The sequence below is a fragment of the Streptomyces caatingaensis genome, from assembly GCF_001187435.1.
GTDB lineage: Bacteria > Actinomycetota > Actinomycetes > Streptomycetales > Streptomycetaceae > Streptomyces > Streptomyces caatingaensis.
On the sequence record NZ_LFXA01000004.1, the window covers coordinates 558360 to 575569 of the forward strand.

14 protein-coding genes are annotated in these 17210 nt (G+C 71.9%); 4 read left to right on the plus strand and 10 right to left on the minus strand.

What is annotated here, in order from left to right; genetic code table 11:
• Window positions 1-24: 24 nt before the first annotated feature.
• The 3 genes from AC230_RS09920 to AC230_RS09930 are packed head-to-tail and all read right to left on the minus strand — an operon-like array spanning window position 25 to window position 4510.
• Entirely contained in the window at window positions 25-888 is an 864-nt protein-coding gene (locus tag AC230_RS09920; RefSeq protein ID WP_049715701.1) for a hypothetical protein, read from the minus strand.
• On the minus strand, window positions 885-3338 hold the full coding sequence (locus tag AC230_RS09925) for a phosphoribosyltransferase (protein WP_049715702.1): 2454 nt from the start codon (window positions 3336-3338) through the stop codon (window positions 885-887). Before AC230_RS09925 ends, AC230_RS09920 begins: the two co-directional genes overlap by 4 nt.
• Complete coding sequence (locus tag AC230_RS09930) at window positions 3335-4510, minus strand: HpcH/HpaI aldolase/citrate lyase family protein (RefSeq protein WP_049715703.1); 1176 nt, start codon at window positions 4508-4510, stop codon at window positions 3335-3337. Before AC230_RS09930 ends, AC230_RS09925 begins: the two co-directional genes overlap by 4 nt.
• A 136-nt stretch (window positions 4511-4646) precedes the next feature.
• On the opposite strand from AC230_RS09930, the gene AC230_RS09935 reads away from it, so the two are divergent.
• On the plus strand, window positions 4647-5435 hold the full coding sequence (locus AC230_RS09935; RefSeq protein WP_049715704.1) for a TerD family protein: 789 nt from the start codon (window positions 4647-4649) through the stop codon (window positions 5433-5435).
• 69 nt (window positions 5436-5504) lie between these two features.
• On the opposite strand, the gene AC230_RS09940 is transcribed toward AC230_RS09935, so the two are convergent.
• From AC230_RS09940 to AC230_RS09965, 6 genes are all read right to left on the minus strand, one after another.
• Window positions 5505-6251 carry a TerD family protein gene (locus AC230_RS09940; protein ID WP_049715879.1) on the minus strand — a complete coding sequence of 249 codons (747 nt, stop codon included), beginning with the start codon at window positions 6249-6251 and terminating at the stop codon, window positions 5505-5507.
• Window positions 6252-6396: 145 nt separating this feature from the next.
• Window positions 6397-7530 (minus strand): DUF475 domain-containing protein, encoded by a 1134-nt coding sequence (locus AC230_RS09945; protein ID WP_049715705.1) that lies wholly within the window; start codon window positions 7528-7530, stop codon window positions 6397-6399.
• A 152-nt stretch (window positions 7531-7682) separates the two neighbouring features.
• Window positions 7683-8258, minus strand: a complete 576-nt coding sequence (locus AC230_RS09950) for a TerD family protein (protein WP_049715706.1) — start codon at window positions 8256-8258, stop codon at window positions 7683-7685.
• Window positions 8259-8360: 102 nt separating this feature from the next.
• On the minus strand, window positions 8361-8936 hold the full coding sequence (locus AC230_RS09955; RefSeq protein WP_049715707.1) for a TerD family protein: 576 nt from the start codon (window positions 8934-8936) through the stop codon (window positions 8361-8363).
• 140 nt (window positions 8937-9076) lie between these two features.
• On the minus strand, window positions 9077-9535 hold the full coding sequence (locus AC230_RS09960; RefSeq protein ID WP_049715708.1) for a peroxiredoxin: 459 nt from the start codon (window positions 9533-9535) through the stop codon (window positions 9077-9079).
• A 142-nt stretch (window positions 9536-9677) separates the two neighbouring features.
• Complete coding sequence (locus AC230_RS09965; RefSeq protein WP_049715709.1) at window positions 9678-10106, minus strand: DUF3052 domain-containing protein; 429 nt, start codon at window positions 10104-10106, stop codon at window positions 9678-9680.
• Window positions 10107-10578: 472 nt separating this feature from the next.
• Between AC230_RS09965 and aceE the strand changes: the two genes are divergently transcribed.
• The gene (gene aceE / locus AC230_RS09970) at window positions 10579-13311 is read left to right on the plus strand and encodes a pyruvate dehydrogenase (acetyl-transferring), homodimeric type (RefSeq protein ID WP_049715710.1); all 2733 of its coding nucleotides are present in this window, start codon (window positions 10579-10581) and stop codon (window positions 13309-13311) included.
• An 86-nt stretch (window positions 13312-13397) separates the two neighbouring features.
• On the opposite strand, the gene AC230_RS09975 is transcribed toward aceE, so the two are convergent.
• Window positions 13398-14990 carry an MFS transporter gene (locus AC230_RS09975; RefSeq protein WP_049715711.1) on the minus strand — a complete coding sequence of 531 codons (1593 nt, stop codon included), beginning with the start codon at window positions 14988-14990 and terminating at the stop codon, window positions 13398-13400.
• Between the two features lie 128 nt (window positions 14991-15118).
• Between AC230_RS09975 and AC230_RS09980 the strand changes: the two genes are divergently transcribed.
• Together AC230_RS09980 and AC230_RS09985 are read left to right on the plus strand one after the other, a co-directional pair.
• Window positions 15119-15790 carry a TetR family transcriptional regulator gene (locus AC230_RS09980; protein WP_049715712.1) on the plus strand — a complete coding sequence of 224 codons (672 nt, stop codon included), beginning with the start codon at window positions 15119-15121 and terminating at the stop codon, window positions 15788-15790.
• A gap of 130 nt (window positions 15791-15920) precedes the next feature.
• Window positions 15921-17135, plus strand: a complete 1215-nt coding sequence (locus tag AC230_RS09985; protein ID WP_049715880.1) for an alpha/beta hydrolase — start codon at window positions 15921-15923, stop codon at window positions 17133-17135.
• The last annotated feature ends 75 nt before the right edge of the window (window positions 17136-17210 follow it).

Below are 17210 nucleotides of genomic sequence, written 5' to 3' on the forward strand. Positions count from 1 at the left end.
CGTTCCGTTGATCCGTGAACGACCTTAGATCGAACCGCCCCGGCACGACAGGCCGTTGTCGGACGTTCCGGACACGCCCTCCGCATCGGCGAGCGCCGCCGCGGCCGCCCGGACGATCTCCTCCCCCGCCGCCACGCCGGCCGTCGCGAGGGCCGTGACGTGCGGTGCGCTCCAGCCGCAGGCGGCCAGTTCGCCGTGGCCGGGGCGCCAGCCGAGGTCGGCGGCGAGCAGCAGGTCGGCGTCGAGCAGGGAGTCGCCGGCGGCCAGGACGCGGCCGGCGCCGGCGCGGCGGGCGACCTCGGTGACGGCGGCGCCCTTCGTCACGGGCCGGGGCACGGCGTAGACCTTGCGGCCCTGGAGGGAGACGTTCCAGCCACGCTCGCCCGCCCAGGCGGCCAGGTCGTCCACCCAGCCCTCCGGGAGCCGCTCCCGGTCGACGACGAGGTAGGCGAAGAGGCCGTCCGCCGTGCGGTCCTTGAGGAGCCAGGCGGGGTCGGCGGTACGGGCGACGCGGTCGCGGACCGCGGCGAGGGGCGCGCAGCCGTCCGCCACGGCCCGGCGCACCCGCGCCCGCCAGCCGGGGTCGGGCTCGCCGTCGACGAGGATCTCGCCGCCGTTGGCGCAGACCGCGTACCGGGGCGGCGGGCCGGGCAGCCGGACGCGGGCGTACTGGGCGAGGGTGCGGGTGGTGGCGGGGACGAACGCGCCGGTGCGGGCGATCCCCGCGAGCACACCCGCGGCGCCCTCGGTCAGGAAGGACAGCGGCCTGCCCTCGTACACCTCGACGCACAGCAGCCGGGGGGCGGCCGCGTCCGGCCCGGCCAGGCGCAGGGCGGCGGACGAGTAGACGAGGGTGCGGTCGAGATCGCTGGCGAACAGGGTGCTCACGGGGCGGCGACCGCCTTGCCGTCGGTGCCGGTGGCGGCCCTGGTGTACCGGGGGTGGACGAGTCCGACGCAGCTGTACGGCAGGCCGTCCACCTCCTCGACGGGGACGCCGCGCCCCTCGGCGAGCAGCCGCACGTGGTCGAGGGCGGGGCCGGCGCCGCGCCGGGCGAGGATCTTCCAGGGGACGCGGCGCAGCAGGACGCGGGTCGTCTCGCCGACGCCGGGCTTGACGAGGTTGACGTCGTGGATGCCGTACTCCTCGCTGATCCGCTCGACGGCGGCCCAGCCCTGCCAGGTGGGGGTGCGGTCGTCGGCGGCCAGCTCCTTGGCCTCGTGGGCGACTTCGTCGGCGACGGCGTCGAAGCGGGCGGAGACGGTGTCGAGGAAGGCGCCGGAGACGTCCGAACCGGCCAGCTCCCGGTAGAACTTGGCGCCGTGGAAGTCGTCCGGCCCGACGAGGTCGGCGCGCAGGACGGTGCGCGATATCAGGCCGGAGACGGTGGAGTTGAGGCAGGCGGAGGGGATGAGGAAGTCGTCGCGCGTGCCGTAGGTCTCCACGCAGGAGCCGGGGTCGGCGAGCACGGCGAGCCGTGGGTCGAACTCCGTTCCGGCCAGGGCCTGTTCGAGCTCGCGCGTGATGGCGCCCTTGCCCGTCCAGCCGTCGACGAAGACGACGTCGCGGGGGTCGTGGCGGTCGGCGAGCCAGCGCAGGGCCGCGGTGTCGACGCCCCGGCCGCGGACGATGGAGACGGCGTAGTGCGGCAGGTCGAGGCCGTGCGCGTGCCGGGCCCAGCGGCGCATCAGGACGCCGACGGGGGTGCCGGCGCGGGCCAGCGAGACCAGCACCGGGCGGGGGGACCGCTCGGCGAGCACCGTCTCGGTCACGACGCCGACGGCGCGGGCGAGGCGGTCGGCGGAGGCGTCGAGCGCGGCGCGGTAGAGCGCCTGGTAGCGCTCGCCGGGCCGGTACTCGACGGGCAGCGACTCGGCGTAGTGCGCGCCGCCGTTCTGGATGGCCTCCTCGCGCTCCTCGACGGGCGCCTCCAGGGTGACCCCGGAGAAGTCCTGGAGCAGCCAGCCGACCTCCTCGGGCGCGTACGAGGAGAACGCGGGGCCGCGCAGGGGTTCGCGCGGGGCTCTGTGCGAGGGGATCACGGCGAGCAGCACCTTTCGGGTGTGTGCGGCCAGCCGGTCCAGCAGGCCGCCGGGCGCGTGCAGTTCGGGGGTGTCGGCCACGGAGTCGACGACGGCGACGACGGCGTCGAAGCCGGTGCCGTCGGCGGCGGGGGCGACGTTGTAGGCGTAGCGGTCGCCCGGTCCGTCGGCGGGGGCGTCGTGGGCCGGGAAGCGCAGCCGGGTGCGGATGGCGTAGCCGGGGTCGTCGACGGCCAGGACGGGCGAGCGCGTGGTGGTCGAGAAGCGTACGTCGACGCCGTCGGCCTCCAGGGCGGCGGCGAGGCGCAGGGGCGCGTACATGAGCTCCTCGTTGCCGAGGACGAGGACGCGGGCGCCCTCGGGGAGGTGCCCGGCGATCTCGCCCGCCATGCGCGGCAACGCGCCCTCCAGGCGGGCGCGGTGGGCGGGGGTGAAGCCGTGGCGCCCGCCGTCGGGGAGGCCGGGGGGCCAGCGGAGGTCGACGCGGGTGGCGGTGCGGGGGGCCCTGGAGGGTGCGCCGGCCTCCGCGCCCCTGTCCGTCGCCCGCGGGGTCCGCGCCGGGCCCCCGGAAGGGGCCGGGTGCCCCGCGCCGGACCAGCGGGCCACCAGCTCCCGGCCCCGCTCCAGGACGTCCTCCGGGAGGGTCACCGTGCCCGTCGCGAGGGCGATCAGGTCCACCCGGGCGCCGAGTCCGGCGGCGAAGGCGTCGAGGCGGGCGCGGTCGCCGGGCGAGCGCATGTCGACGAGGGCGACGATCACGTAGTGGCCGCGGGGGTGGCGCCGGTGGAGCGCGGCGATGGTGTTCGTCACCGTGCGGCCGGTGGAGAACTCGTCGTCGACGAGGACGAGCGGTCCGTCCCCGGCGAGCAGCGCCGGGTCCTCCGGGAGCAGCAGGTGGGAGGTCGCGTGGCTGTGCTCCTCCTCGAAGCCGCCGACGGGGGCGACGCCCGGCACCGGCCGCCGGGTGGAGTGCAGGTACGGGGCGAGCGCGAGGCCGTCGGCGACGGAGTGGCCGAGGCCGGTGGCGGTCTCGGCGTAGCCGAGGACGACGGCCCGGGCGGCCGCCTCGTCGCCGAGGAGCGCGCGGACCCGGCGGCCGAGCCCGACGCCGGTGCCGTGCACCACGGAGGGCCGCTGCGGCACGTGCTTGCCGAGGACGTGGGAGACGAGCAGGTGGGCCCGCCGCGGATTGTGCCGCAGGGCGAGGCCCAGCAGGCCGGAGAGGGCGGCGTCGCCCTCCAGCCGCACCCCGAGGCGTTCGGCCACCCAGCGGCCGGACCAGGCAGGCCGGGTCACAGGACCGCTCCTCGTACGCTCGCGCCCAGCAGTTCCACGAAACCGACGTCCTCTCCGGCCACACCGAACACCTCGGCCCTCAGCAGGGTCCGCTCCGCCCAGGCGCGGTGCGGCTTCACCTCGTTCATCTTGTTGGTGTACGAGGAGCGCAGCACCCCGCCGCCGCCCCCGTCGGCGACCGACCGCAGGATGTCCCGCGCGTCGCTGAACTCCTCGTGGCTGACGACCGACAGGGCGTGCACGGGCGCCACGTGCGAGGGGTGGATGCACGTCTTGCCCAACAGGCCGTTGGCGCGGTCGAGTTCGATCTCGCGCAGCAGCCCGTCCATGTCGTGCTCGATCAGCACGGACCGCAGCGCCTCCGCGGGCCCGGCGAACGGGCTGCGGCGCAGCTGCGGTTTGAACATGCGCTGGTGCTGGCGGAAGTACTCCCACACCGGCCCGGTGACGGTGAACCCGCTGCCGTCCGCGCGGCCGAGGACGTTGACGACGTCGGCGATGACGGAGGCGACGATCTGCACGTCGTAGGCGGTCATGTCGGGGGCGCGGCGCAGCCCGTAGGCGGAGCAGAAGTCGGTGACGCCGAGCCGGAGGGCGAGCACGCGCTCGCGGTGCTTGGCCGTGGCGCGGGCTATGCCGGCCAGGGTGCCGGCGCGGGTCTCCAGGTGGAGGAGCTCGGGCGATTCGAGGACGGGCATGGCGAACAGCCGCTGTCCATGGGCCTCTTCGGCCTCGGCGACGGCCTCCAGGAAGGGCAGTCCGCGGTCCTCGGTGAACTTGGGGAGGACGAAGCCGGAGAGCAGCCGGCGGGCGGGGCCGAGCCGCCGGGCCAGGGCGGTGATCTGGCCGGGTTCGCGGACGCGGACGAAGAGCAGCGGCAGCGGCCCGTCCGCCCGCGCCAGCTCGGCGAACTGCCGGACGAGGTTCTCCTCGGCGGCGGGCACGTCGGCGTCGCCGATCGAGTCCTCCAGGCACAGGACCATGGACACGACCCCGTGCCCGGCCTGCTTGACGACGTCCCGGGCGAGGGCGGGGCGGGTGGCCGGGCTGTAGAGCGTGGCGCCGAGGGCGGCGGCGAGGAGGGGGGCCGGGGAGCCGGCGTCGAACTCGGCGGGCTCCTTATGGAACAGCCTGTTCCGCACCTCGGGTGCGAGGTGTCCAAAATGCCGCATCTTTCTCCCCGTTGCATGCCCAGCCGTTCTGGGTGGCCGATTATCGTACGCTCGGCGGTGGGTCAAGAGTTCCCCAAACGGCCGGCACATCGGCCCGCGTTGTCCCGGGCCCGCCGGGGAGGGCAGGATTGCGGGCATGACGCACGCGATGCTGAAGGGATCGAACATCCCGCTCGAGGCCCCGGCCGTCCGGGCCGTGCTGCGCTGGACGCCCGGCCCCGGCGTCCCCGACGTCGACGCCTCCGCCCTGCTGCTGGGCGACGACGGCCGCGTGCGCTCCGACGAGGACTTCGTCTTCTACAACCAGCCCCGCCACCCCTCGGGCCTGGTGCGCCACCTGCCCAAGAAGCGGCTCACCGAGGGGCTCACCGACTCCATCGAGACCGACCTCGGCGCGCTCGACGCCTCCGTGCGCCGCGTCGTCCTCGCGGCCTCGGCGGACGGCGGGACGTTCGGCCTCGTCAAGGACCTCTGCGTGCTGCTGTACGACACGGCCGCGCCCGCCGGGGGCGACGCGGTCGCCCGCTTCGACGTCCACCCGGAGACGGGCGACGAGACGGCGATGATCTGCGGCGAGCTGTACCGGAGGGGCGAGGGCTGGAAGTTCCGGGCGCTGGGGCAGGGATACGCGTCGGGGCTCGTGGGGCTGGCGACGGAGTTCGGGATCTCGGTGGAAGAGGAAGGGCAAGGGGAAGGGCAAGGGGAGGAGGGGACGGGAACGCCGGAGAGGGCGGGGGCGCCGGAGGCGCCGGCCTCCGCGGCCGAGCCGATATCGCCGGCGCCGGCCGGGGGGTATCCGCCCCCGCCGCCGGTGCCGCCGTCGATTCCCGCGTACGGGTATCCGCAGTACGGCTACCCGCCCCCGGACCCGGCGTTCCGGCTGCCGCCGCAGGGGCCGCAGTTCCTGTCCGCGGCGGGGCGGTAGGGATTCCGCTCCGGGCTCCTCCCCGGGGGTTCCCCTCCGGGGAGGAGCCCGGAGCACCTCAGCGCACCCTCACACCTTCGTGCTCTTCGTCCCCCGCCCCCACTGGAGGCCCCAGCCGTACAGCCGGTCCAGCTCCGACTGGAACCCGTACACGTACCGCATCTCCCTGCGCACCACGATCTCCTTCTTGTCGTTCTCGATCAGCAGCACCGCGCAGGACCGCGCCTCCGGCGCCCGCTCGTCGAGCGAGACCTCCAGCCGCGGCCCGTTGCCCGGGTACAGCGTGACCGTGGCACGCGTACGGTCGAACGCCGGCGTGCCGTCGTAGATGTAGACGAAGACGAGCAGGCGCTTGATCTCCTCCCGGTGGTCCATGTTGATGTAGAGCGTCTCGCCCGACCCCGACCCGAACCGGTCGTCACCGCTCAACTGCACATACGGCGGCGTGTTGATGCTGCCGAGTATGTTGCCGAGCGGCTGGACTACGCCCTTCGACCCGTCCCACAGCTCATACATGCAGGCGAGGTCGAGGTCCACACTGACCATGGCCGTCCCCTGCGCCTGGACGACCTCCGGCGTGAACTTGCGGAACGGGTTCCGTACGGACCCCCGGGCCGGCCGGTCGTAGAGGTCCGACGTCCGCATCTGCCACGACAGGTTGACCCGCATGTTGCCGCTGACCGCGCCGTTCTTGGTCAGCGAGTAGACCGGGCGGCGCTTGGTGAGCTCGACCGCGCCGCTCCCGCCGTGCGGGGCGTCGAACTGCCAGGCGGCCCCGCGCCCCCAGTTGGCGAACAGCTTGTCCCGTACCGTCATGACGGCCCCCACCCTCGTGACCCTCGTGGTCCGGTCTCCCCTCCGGAAACCGGTGAGCGGGGCGCGGCGAGCTGCAACTCACCACCGCCCCGCTCAGAGGGTTCCCGCGCACGTGCCGGGGTCACACCCGGCAGGCGCCCGGGTCTCACACCCCGGACGCGACCTCCTGGCGGTCACCGCTGCCGGGGCCCGCCTCCGCCTCCTTGCGGTTGCGCCGCACCGAGGACCAGAAGGCGAGGCCGATGAGGACCACGCCGACGACGCCGGTGATCACGTCGTTGATCTCGTACTTGATGGTGGCGAGGAGGATCAGGGCGAGCGCGCCGATCGCGTAGTGCGCGCCGTGCTCCAGGTAGACGTAGTCGTCCAGCGTCCCCTTGCGGACGAGGAAGACCGTCAGGGAGCGGATGTACATCGCGCCGATGCCCAGGCCCAGGGCCATCACGAAGATGTCGTTGGTGATCGCGAAGGCGCCGATGACGCCGTCGAAGGAGAACGAGGCGTCGATGACCTCCAGGTAGAGGAACATGAAGAACGCGGCCTTGCCGGCCAGCCCGACGGCCGCGGAGGCCCCGGACGTCTTCCCGGCGGCGGACTCCTCGTCCTCCTCCTCGTCCTCCAGGCGGTCCTCGAAGAAGGCGGAGATGCCGCCGACGACCAGGTAGGTGACGAGTCCGCCGACGCCGGCGAGCAGGACGGTGGACGCCTTGTCCACCGTGCCGGAACCGCCGTGCACCGGCACGGCCGTGGCGACGGTGGTGGCCGCGATGATCAGCACGACGAGCGAGACGATGACCGACAGGCTCTCGACCCGGCCGAGGCGGGCGAACGGCCGCTCCAGCCAGCCGAGCCACTTGATGTCCCGGTCCTCGAAGATGAAGTCCAGGAAGATCATGAGCAGGAACATCCCGCCGAACGCGGCGATGGCCGGGTGGGCGCCGGTGACCAGCTGCTCGTAGCGGTCGTGATCGTTGATCGCGACGTCGATCGCGTCGATGGGGCCGAGCTTGGCGGTGATGGCCACGATGACGACCGGGAAGACCAGCCTCATGCCGAAGACGGCGATGAGGATGCCCAGCGTCAGGAACATCTTCTGCCAGAACGCGTTCATCTTCCGCAGGATCCCGGCGTTGATGACCGCGTTGTCGAAGGACAGCGAGATCTCCAGGACGGACAGGATCGCGACGAGCGCCAGCCCCTTCCACCCCCAGAGCACACCGGCCGCGGCAAGCCCGGCCGCCGTTATGGCGAACGACCAGCCAAAGGTTTTCAGGAGCACTGGCTACCCAATCCTTCGTTGTTCGGGTTCTCCCCGCCGCACGGGCGGGGTTTTGCGAAACGTTGACCCCGAAGTCTAGATGCCCCGGGAGGCAACCGGGATGGGCGCATCCGCGTCCGCCCCGGGGCCCGTTCCGCGCCCCGCACCGTCCGTCACGAGACGTTGACGCCGAAGTCCAGGGCGATACCGCGCAGTCCGGAGGCGTAACCCTGGCCCACCGCGCGGAACTTCCACTCCCCGCCGTAGCGGTAGACCTCGCCGAAGATCATGGCCGTCTCGCTGGAGGCGTCCTCGGAGAGGTCGTAGCGGGCCAGTTCGGAACCGTCGGCCTGGTTGACGACGCGGATGTAGGCGTTGCGCACCTGGCCGAAGTTCTGGCCCCGGACGTCGGCCTCGTGGATGGAGACAGGAAAGACGATCTTGTCGCAGGAGGCCGGGACCTTGGTGAGGTCCACCAGGATCGTCTCGTCGTCGCCCTCACCCTCACCGGTGAGGTTGTCACCGGTGTGCTCGACCGAACCCTCGGGACTCTTGAGGTTGTTGTAGAAGACGAAGAACTCGTCGCCCAGCACCCGTCCCCCGGCGCACAACAGCGCGCTGGCGTCCAGGTCGTAGTCCGCACCGGTGGTGGTACGGGCGTCCCAGCCGAGACCGACGACGATCGCGGTCAGGTTCGGCGCGGCCTTGGAGAGGGAGACGTTGCCCCCCTTGGCGAGCGTGACACCCATGATCCTTGTTCCTCCCCGAGTTGAGCGTTGCGCGGCACGGTGCGCGTCCGGCGCCGCACCCTCGGGTTTCCGGGGTACGGCGCCGGCTGCGGTCCAAGCGTCTCAGACGTTGACGCCGAAGTCCTGCGCGATGCCGCGCAGGCCGGAGGTGTAACCCTGGCCGATGGCGCGGAACTTCCACTCGGCGCCGTGGCGGTAGAGCTCGCCGAAGACCATCGCCGTCTCGGTCGAGGCGTCCTCGGAGAGGTCGTAGCGGGCCAGCTCGGTGTTGTCGGCCTGGTTGACGACGCGGATGTAGGCGTTGCGCACCTGGCCGAAGCTCTGCTGACGGGTCTCGGCGTCGTAAATGGACACCGGGAACACGATCTTGGCGACCTCGGCCGGGACACCGGCCAGGTTGACCTTGATGACCTCGTCGTCGCCCTCGCCCTCACCGGTGAGGTTGTCACCGGTGTGCTCGACCGAACCGTCGGGGCTCTTCAGGTTGTTGAAGAACACGAAGTGCTGGTCGGAGACGACCTTGCCCTGCTCGTCGGTCAGCAGCGCGCTCGCGTCCAGGTCGAAGTCCGTACCGGTGGTGGTACGGGCGTCCCAGCCGAGACCGACGATCACCGCGGTCAGGTTCGGGGCCGCCTTGGTCAGGGAGACGTTGCCGCCCTTGCTGAGACTGACTCCCACGAGTCCTCCATTGGTTCGAGGGGCCGGGCCGCCGCGCGGCCCGCGCCCCCGGTTGTGCGATGGCAACCGGTCAACGTCTGGATCCTAGTGACCGGTTCCCACCGATTGCAGGGTCTTGCGCGGGAACGCGGGCCGGGGCGTCAGAGCTTGGCCAGTTCCGCCGCGTACTCGTTCAGGTCACGCGCGTCGGGCAGGCCGTTGACGACCGTCCAGCGGACCACGCCCTCCTTGTCGATGACGAAGGTCCCGCGCAGGGCGCAGCCCTTCTCCTCGTCGAAGACGCCGTAGGCGCGGCTGACCTCGCCGTGCGGCCAGAAGTCGGAGAGCAGCGGGTAGTCCAGCTTCTCCTGCTCGGCGAAGACGCGCAGGGAGAACGGCGAGTCGTTGGAGACGGCGAGGAGCTGGACGTCGTCGTTGACGAAGGTCGGCAGGTTGTCGCGCAGGGCGCACAGCTCGCCGGTGCACACGCCGGTGAAGGCGAAGGGGTAGAAGAGCAGGACGACGTTCTTCTCACCGCGGAAGTCCGAGAGGCGGACGGTCTCGCCGTGCTGGTTCTTGAGCGCGAAGTCAGGGGCCTCGGTGCCGGCTTCGATCGCCATGTGCGCTTCCCTCTCTCTGCGGACGCCGGCCGCCCGGCCGGGCTCGGGTAGACGGACAGTCTGTCACTGCCCCGGGGGCCCCACGCACCGCGCCCCCCGCAGCCGTGCTGCGGGGGGCGCGGGGACGCTCGTCGCGCGCTGTCTAGCGCTTGGACTTCGGCGCGCTCAGGCGCGTGCCGGACCAGTCCTTGGCCACGCTGATGCTCTTGGTCTGGGAGAGACCGGCGGTCTGCGCGGCGTCCTGGATGTCGCTGGGCTCGATGTAGCCGTCGCGGCCGGTCTTGGGCGTCAGCAGCCAGATGTCGCCACCTTCGTCGAGCAGACCGATGGCATCCACCAGCGCGTCCGTGAGATCTCCGTCCTCATCCCGGAACCACAGCAGGACGACGTCGGCCACGTCGTCGTAATCCTCGTCGACGAGGTCCTGGCCGATGAGGGACTCGATACCTTCACGGAGATCATGGTCGGCGTCGTCGTCGTAGCCGATCTCCTGGACCACCTGTCCGGGCTCGAAACCCAGCCGTGCGGCGGGGTTGGTCCGCTCCTCCGCGTGGTCCGCGGTCGCGCTCACTGAGTGCCTCCTGTCATCTTTCGAGAAATGCTCTTGTGCCCCCCGTATACGCGAGGCATGGGGCGTAGTCCACACGTGCCGGACGGATCGCGCAAGTACCCGCTCAGCGATCCCTCCCAAACGTTGACGTCTCATGGCAACTCCCACCATGAGGCGGCAACCGAGAGTGATTCACACCACAGCGTTGTGCCGGGTTTGTGAAGTTACTCCCTGGGATTGCGGGCTTCGCGGCCGAACGGCCGTACGCGGGGGACCCCCATAGGGGGCGTAAGGTTGCGATTTGGCCGTCCAGCGACGGCCGACACCGAACACTTCATCTCGCGAGTGGTGGTTACCGCCCAGTAGAGATGACGTTTCCGTCGCCGCGGTCCACGATGGGAGCCGGCGCGGCATAACCAGACACTGCATGTGACCGCGTGCGCAGCATCGATTGCGTGCAGAGCACGACACGACCGAACAGCGAAGGAACAGCGTGGCTTCCGGATCCGATCGCAACCCGATCATCATTGGCGGTCTTCCCAGCCAGGTCCCGGACTTCGATCCCGAAGAGACCCAGGAATGGCTCGACTCGCTCGACGCAGCCGTCGATGAGCGAGGCCGGGAACGTGCCCGCTACCTCATGCTTCGACTGATCGAGCGGGCGCGCGAGAAGCGTGTGGCCGTGCCCGAGATGCGCAGCACGGACTACGTCAACACCATCGCGACCAAGGACGAGCCGTTCTTCCCCGGCAACGAGGAGATCGAGCGCAAGATCCTCAACGCGACCCGGTGGAACGCCGCCGTGATGGTCTCCCGCGCCCAGCGCCCGGGCATCGGCGTCGGCGGTCACATCGCCACCTTCGCCTCCTCCGCCTCGCTGTACGACGTGGGCTTCAACCACTTCTTCCGCGGCAAGGACGGCGGCGACGGCGGCGACCAGATCTTCTTCCAGGGCCACGCCTCCCCCGGCGTCTACGCCCGCGCCTTCCTGCTGGACCGCCTCTCCGAGCAGCAGCTCGACGCCTTCCGCCAGGAGAAGTCGAAGGCCCCGTACGGCCTGTCGTCGTACCCCCACCCGCGCCTGATGCCGGACTTCTGGGAGTTCCCGACCGTCTCCATGGGCCTCGGCCCGCTCGGCGCGATCTACCAGGCCCGGATGAACCGCTACATGGAGGCGCGCGGCATCGCCGACACCTCCAAGTCGCACGTCTGGGCGTTCCTGGGCGACGGCGAGATGGACGAGCCCGAGTCGCTCGGCCAGCTCTCCCTGGCCGCCCGTGAGGGCCTGGACAACCTGACCTTCGTCGTCAACTGCAACCTGCAGCGCCTCGACGGCCCGGTGCGCGGCAACGGCAAGATCATGCAGGAGCTGGAGTCGCAGTTCCGCGGCGCCGGCTGGAACGTGATCAAGCTGGTGTGGGACCGCTCCTGGGACCCGCTGCTGGCCCAGGACCGCGACGGCATCCTGGTCAACAAGCTGAACAGCACGCCGGACGGCCAGTTCCAGACGTACGCCACCGAGACCGGCGCGTACATCCGCGAGCACTTCTTCGGCGACGACCACCGCCTGCGCAAGATGGTCGAGGGCATGACCGACGACCAGATCCTGCACCTGGGCCGTGGCGGTCACGACCACCGCAAGATCTACGCGGCCTACGCGGCGGCCAAGGCCCACAAGGGCCAGCCGACCGTGATCCTGGCGCAGACGGTCAAGGGCTGGACGCTGGGCCCGAACTTCGAGGGCCGCAACGCGACCCACCAGATGAAGAAGCTCACGGTCGAGGACCTCAAGCGCTTCCGCGACCGCCTCCACATCCCGATCGCGGACAAGGAGCTGGAGTCCGGCCTGCCGCCGTACTACCACCCGGGCCGCGACTCGGAGGAGATCCAGTACATGCACGACCGCCGCAAGGCGCTCGGCGGCTACGTGCCCACCCGTGTGGACCGCTCCAAGCCGCTGAACCTGCCCGGCGACAAGGTGTACGCGCCGATCAAGAAGGGCTCCGGCCAGCAGCAGATCGCCACCACCATGGCGTTCGTCCGCCTGCTCAAGGACCTCATGCGGGACAAGGAGATCGGCAAGCGCTTCGTGCCGATCGCGCCCGACGAGTACCGCACCTTCGGCATGGACTCGCTGTTCCCGTCGGCGAAGATCTACAACCCGATGGGCCAGCAGTACGAGGCCGTGGACCGCGAGCTGCTCCTGGCGTACAAGGAGTCCCCGACCGGTCAGATGCTGCACGACGGCATCTCCGAGGCGGGCTGCACCGCCTCGCTGATCGCCGCCGGCTCCGCCTACGCCACGCACGGCGAGCCGCTGATCCCGATCTACGTCTTCTACTCGATGTTCGGGTTCCAGCGCACCGGCGACCAGTTCTGGCAGATGGCCGACCAGCTCGCGCGCGGTTTCGTCCTCGGCGCGACCGCCGGCCGCACCACCCTGACCGGTGAGGGCCTCCAGCACGCGGACGGCCACTCGCACCTGCTCGCCTCGACCAACCCGGCCGTCGTCGCGTACGACCCGGCGTTCGGCTTCGAGATCGCGCACATCGTCCAGGACGGTCTGCGCCGGATGTACGGCGAGAACGCGGAGGACGTCTTCTACTACCTCACCGTCTACAACGAGCCGATCCAGCACCCGGCCGAGCCGGAGAACGTGGACGCCGAGGGCATCCTCAAGGGCCTGTACCGGTTCAAGGAGGGCGAGAAGGGCGCGATCCCGGCGCAGATCCTCGCCTCCGGCGTGGCGGTGCCGTGGGCGCTCGAGGCCCAGAAGATCCTCGCCGACGAGTGGAACGTCAAGGCGGACGTCTGGTCGGCGACCTCCTGGAACGAGCTGCGCCGCGACGCCGTCGAGGTGGAGGAGCACAACCTGCTCCACCCGGAGGAGGAGCAGCGCGTCCCGTACGTGACGAAGAAGCTCGCCGCCGCCGAGGGTCCGAAGGTGGCCGTCTCCGACTGGATGCGTGCCGTTCCGGACCAGATCGCGCGCTGGGTGCCGGGCACCTACCAGTCGCTGGGCGCGGACGGCTTCGGCTTCGCGGACACGCGGGGCGCGGCCCGTCGCTTCTTCCACATCGACGCGCAGTCGATCGTCCTGGGCGTGCTCACCGAGCTGGCCAAGGAGGGCAAGATCGACCGCTCCGCCCTGAAGCAGGCGATCGACCGCTACCAGCTCCTGGACGTCGCGGCCGCCGACCCGGGCGCCGCGGGCGGCGACGCGTAGTCGCCGGGCGCTCGGCCTGACGCGTGACGAACGCCCGGATCCCGTAAGGGGATCCGGGCGTTCGCGCGTTCCGCGGGCGGCCGGGCTCACAACGGCGCGGCGCCGCGCCCCGCGTCGTGGTCACCGGCCCTGGTGAACAACGCCAGCACCGCCGCCACCACCGCCACACACCCCGCGACCACGAACGACGTGCTCATCGCGGAGACGAACGTCCCGTGCGCCACGTCCGTGATCCTCGCGGCGTACTCCGGCGGAGTCCCCTCCGGCACCGGCGCCACCCCGATCTCGACGGCCGAGGAGACCGCCCCCCGCTGCTCGCCGGTCAGGGGCGGCAGCCCGGCGTCCGTCCACCGGCCGGGCAGGACGTGCCCCACCCGGGACGCCATCACCGCGCCCAGCACGGCCGTCCCCAGCGTCCCGCCGACCTGCATGGCCCCCTGCTGAAGGCCCCCGGCCAGCCCGGCGTGCTCCACCGGCGCGTTGCTGACGATGACCTCCGTCGCCCCGACCACCACCGGCGCCAGCCCCGTGCCGAAGAGCGCGAAGAGCACCGACATCAGCGGCGTACCGGAGTCCACCTCCAGGGTGGACATCCCGAAGCAGGCGCCCGCCGTGAGGACCATGCCGCCGAAGAGCGGGAGGCGCGGCCCGACGCGGGTGATCAGCGCTCCGGCCGCCGGCGAGGCGAAGATCATCATGCCGGTGAGCGGCAACAGCCGCAGCCCCGCGGCCACGGGCGACATCCCGTGCACGTTCTGCAGGTAGAACGTGACGTAGAAGAGGCCGCCCATGAAGGAGAAGGCCATCAGGATCATCAGGGCCGCGCCCGCGGAGAACGGCACGGAGCGGAAGAGCCGCAGCGGCAGCAGCGGTTCACGGCTCCTGGTCTGCCACAGGGCGAAGGTGACGAACGCGAGGAGCGAGGCGCCGAGGAAGAGCAGGGTCCGGGCGCTCCCCCAGTGCCAGGAGGGCACCTTGATCAGCGCCCAGACGAGGCAGAACATCGCGCCCGAGAGGAGCGCGATGCCGAGGAGGTCGAAGGAGCGGGGCGCGTTCTCGGCGCGGTGGTCCTTGAGCACGATCAGGCCGAGCGCCAGCGCGACCGCGCCGACCGGCACGTTGACGAAGAAGACGGACTGCCAGTTGACGTGTTCGACCAGCAGGCCGCCGAGGATCGGTCCGCCGGCGGCCGAGCCGCCGATGACCCCGCCCCACAGGCCGATCGCCATGTTGAGCTTCTCGGCCGGGAACGTGGCGCGCAGCAGGCCCAGCGCGGCCGGCATCAGCATCGCCCCGCTCAGGCCCTGGAGGGCCCGCAGGGCGATGACCGTCGACACGCTGTGGGAGAGGGCGATGAGTCCGGAGGACGCGGCGAAGCCGGTGATACCGATAAGGAAGACGAGGCGGTGGCCGAAGCGGTCGCCGAGCTTGCCCGCGGTGATCAGGGCGACGGCGAGGGCGAGGAGATAGGCATTGGTGATCCACTGGACGTCGGAGAGCGAGGCTCCCAGACCCTTCTGGATGACCGGGTTGGCGATGAAGACGATCGTGCCGTCCAGCGCGACCATCATCACTCCCGTGGCGACGGTCAGCAGGGTGGGCCAGGGGCGGCCCCGTAATCCGCTCGGGGGGCCGGGAGCCGGTGGTGTCGCACCGGCGACGGCGGTCTGAGGCGTCATGCGACCGAGATTATGGCAGTGACTGCCAGTTGCCCAAGGGCATCATGAGTCATGATCCGACGAGGCGTCCGGCGACGGCCGTTCCGACCATTCCGATCAGCGCGAACAACGAGAACAGGCAGGGGCCCATGCAGGCGATCGACGGCGCGGTGGAGCGCGCGACGCTCCCGGGACTGCGGGAGCGGAAGAAGCGGCGGACGCGCAACACCCTCACCAGATGCGCCCTGGAACTCTTCGCCCGCCAGGGCTACGACGGCACCACGGTCGACGAGATCGCCGAGGCCGCGGACGTCTCGCAGCGCACCTTCTTCCGCTACTTCGCCAACAAGGAGGAGGTCGCCCTCGCCCTCCAGGAGGTCGAGGAGGAGGTCGCCTTCGCCGCGCTGGCGGCCCGCCCGCCGCACGAGCCGCCGCTCACCGCGCTGTGCAACGCTGCCGTGGCCTCCGGGCGGACCGTCGGCGAGGCCATCGAGGCCGTCGTACCCCTCGGCCTCCACCTGAGCACCCAGCGGATGATCGAGTCGACGCCCCAGCTGCTGGCCGCCCGGCTGCGCCGGCTCGCCGTCCTGGAGGAGCGGTTCGCGGCGGAGATCGCCCGCCGCGAGGGCCTGGACCCGGCCGCCGACCCCCGGCCCCGGGTGCTGGTGGCCGCGTGCAGCGGGGTGCTGCGGGCGGCGTCCCGGGTCTGGGGCGAGGACGAGGACGGCGACCTGGACGGGCTGCTGCGGCTGATCACCACGTACCTGGAACAGATCGGCCCGGCCCTGGCGGAGGGCTGGCGGGCGGCACCCGCCCACTGACCGCGCCCGGCCCGGCCGTTGGGGGGCGACTGTGAGGCGACGCACACATGTCCAGCGTCACCTCCCGTCAAACGTGAGACGTGTCACTGACTTGGCGGACGCGCTCCCGTTTCTCCTAGTGTGGTCCGCGGTGACTTCCTTCCCGGAGCTCGGCTCCCCCTCCCCCCTGCCCTGGACGAACGCGGCCACGGTGTGGCGCGCGCTGCTCGCGCTCACCGTGGTCTTCGTCATGCTCGCCACCACCGGGTGGACGGCCGTGCGCGGGCGCGGCGCGGACGCCGGGCCGCGGCAGGCGGCGCTCTCCGCCTGGCTGCACGGCAGCGTCGCGGGTCACCGGCTGCCCTCCCCCTACGCCGCGCCCGGCACCCTGGCCCGCTTCTTCGCCTCCCTCTCCCCGGCCGACCGGCTGGGCCTCGCCGACCGCTACCCCCTGGTCGTCGGCAACCTCGACGGCGCGCCCACGGAGCTGCGCTACCGCGCCAACCGCACCGCGCTCGCCCAGGCCCGCGCCGTCGAGGAACGGCGCACCCACGACGCCGGGCTCTCCCCGGCCGGCCGCTACGAGGCGGGCCGGCGCATGCACCGCTTCGACTCCCTGCTCGCCGACGGCCGGCGGATCCTCGCCTTCGACCCCGGCGGGGCCGGGCGGGTCGCCGAGGTCTTCGGCGACCTCGACCGGGCCGACCGGGTCTCCGTCGTGGTGCCCGGTGTCGATACGAACGTCCTCACCTTCGAGAAGAGCGGACGGCCGTACACGGCCCCCGTCGGGATGGCGGACTCCCTCTACACCGCCGAGCGCACCGCCCGCCCCGGCACCCGTACCGCCGTCATCGCCTGGGCCGACTACACCTCCCCCGCCGGCCTCGGCATGGACGCGGCAACGGGCCGGCTGGCCGCCGAGGGGGCGCTGCGGCTGCGCTCCCTGGTGCGGGGACTGCCCGGCGGCTCGTCCGTCGCCCTCTTCTGCCACAGCTACGGCTCGGTGGTGTGCGGCATCGCCGCCCGCGACCTCGACGCCCGCGTCACCGACATCGCCGTCGCCGGCAGCCCCGGCATGCGGGCCCGGCACGTCTCCGAGCTGCGCACCAGCGCCCGGGTCTGGGCCATGCGCGACGGCGACGACTGGATCCAGGACGTCCCGCACCTGGAGGTCGGCGGCCTCGGCCACGGCGCCGACCCCGTCTCCTCGTCCTTCGGGGCCCGGCTGCTGTCCGCCGCCGGGGCCGAGGGCCACACCGGCTACTTCGAGCGCGGCACGACCAGCCTGGCGAACTTCGCCGGGATCGGCACGGGGGACCTGCGCGGCGTCCGGTGCGCCGCGTCCGCCCCCGGCTGCGCCGGCTGACGGCGCCGGCCCCGCCCGGCCGCTTGACGCGCGTAGCGTCGCATGGCGGCCGGAGGGGGTGCCACCGCCCGGACG

What these genes read in the sequence shown, in the direction of transcription:
- AC230_RS09930 (WP_049715703.1), bottom strand. Translation starts at nt 4,510, where the DNA reads ATGCGGCATTTTGGACACCTCGCACCCGAGGTGCGGAACAGGCTGTTC.
- AC230_RS09935 (WP_049715704.1), top strand. Translation starts at nt 4,647, where the DNA reads ATGACGCACGCGATGCTGAAGGGATCGAACATCCCGCTCGAGGCCCCG.
- AC230_RS09940 (WP_049715879.1), bottom strand. Translation starts at nt 6,251, where the DNA reads ATGACGGTACGGGACAAGCTGTTCGCCAACTGGGGGCGCGGGGCCGCC.
- AC230_RS09950 (WP_049715706.1), bottom strand. Translation starts at nt 8,258, where the DNA reads ATGGGTGTCACGCTCGCCAAGGGGGGCAACGTCTCCCTCTCCAAGGCC.
- AC230_RS09960 (WP_049715708.1), bottom strand. Translation starts at nt 9,535, where the DNA reads ATGGCGATCGAAGCCGGCACCGAGGCCCCTGACTTCGCGCTCAAGAAC.
- AC230_RS09975 (WP_049715711.1), bottom strand. Translation starts at nt 14,990, where the DNA reads ATGACGCCTCAGACCGCCGTCGCCGGTGCGACACCACCGGCTCCCGGC.
- AC230_RS09980 (WP_049715712.1), top strand. Translation starts at nt 15,119, where the DNA reads ATGCAGGCGATCGACGGCGCGGTGGAGCGCGCGACGCTCCCGGGACTG.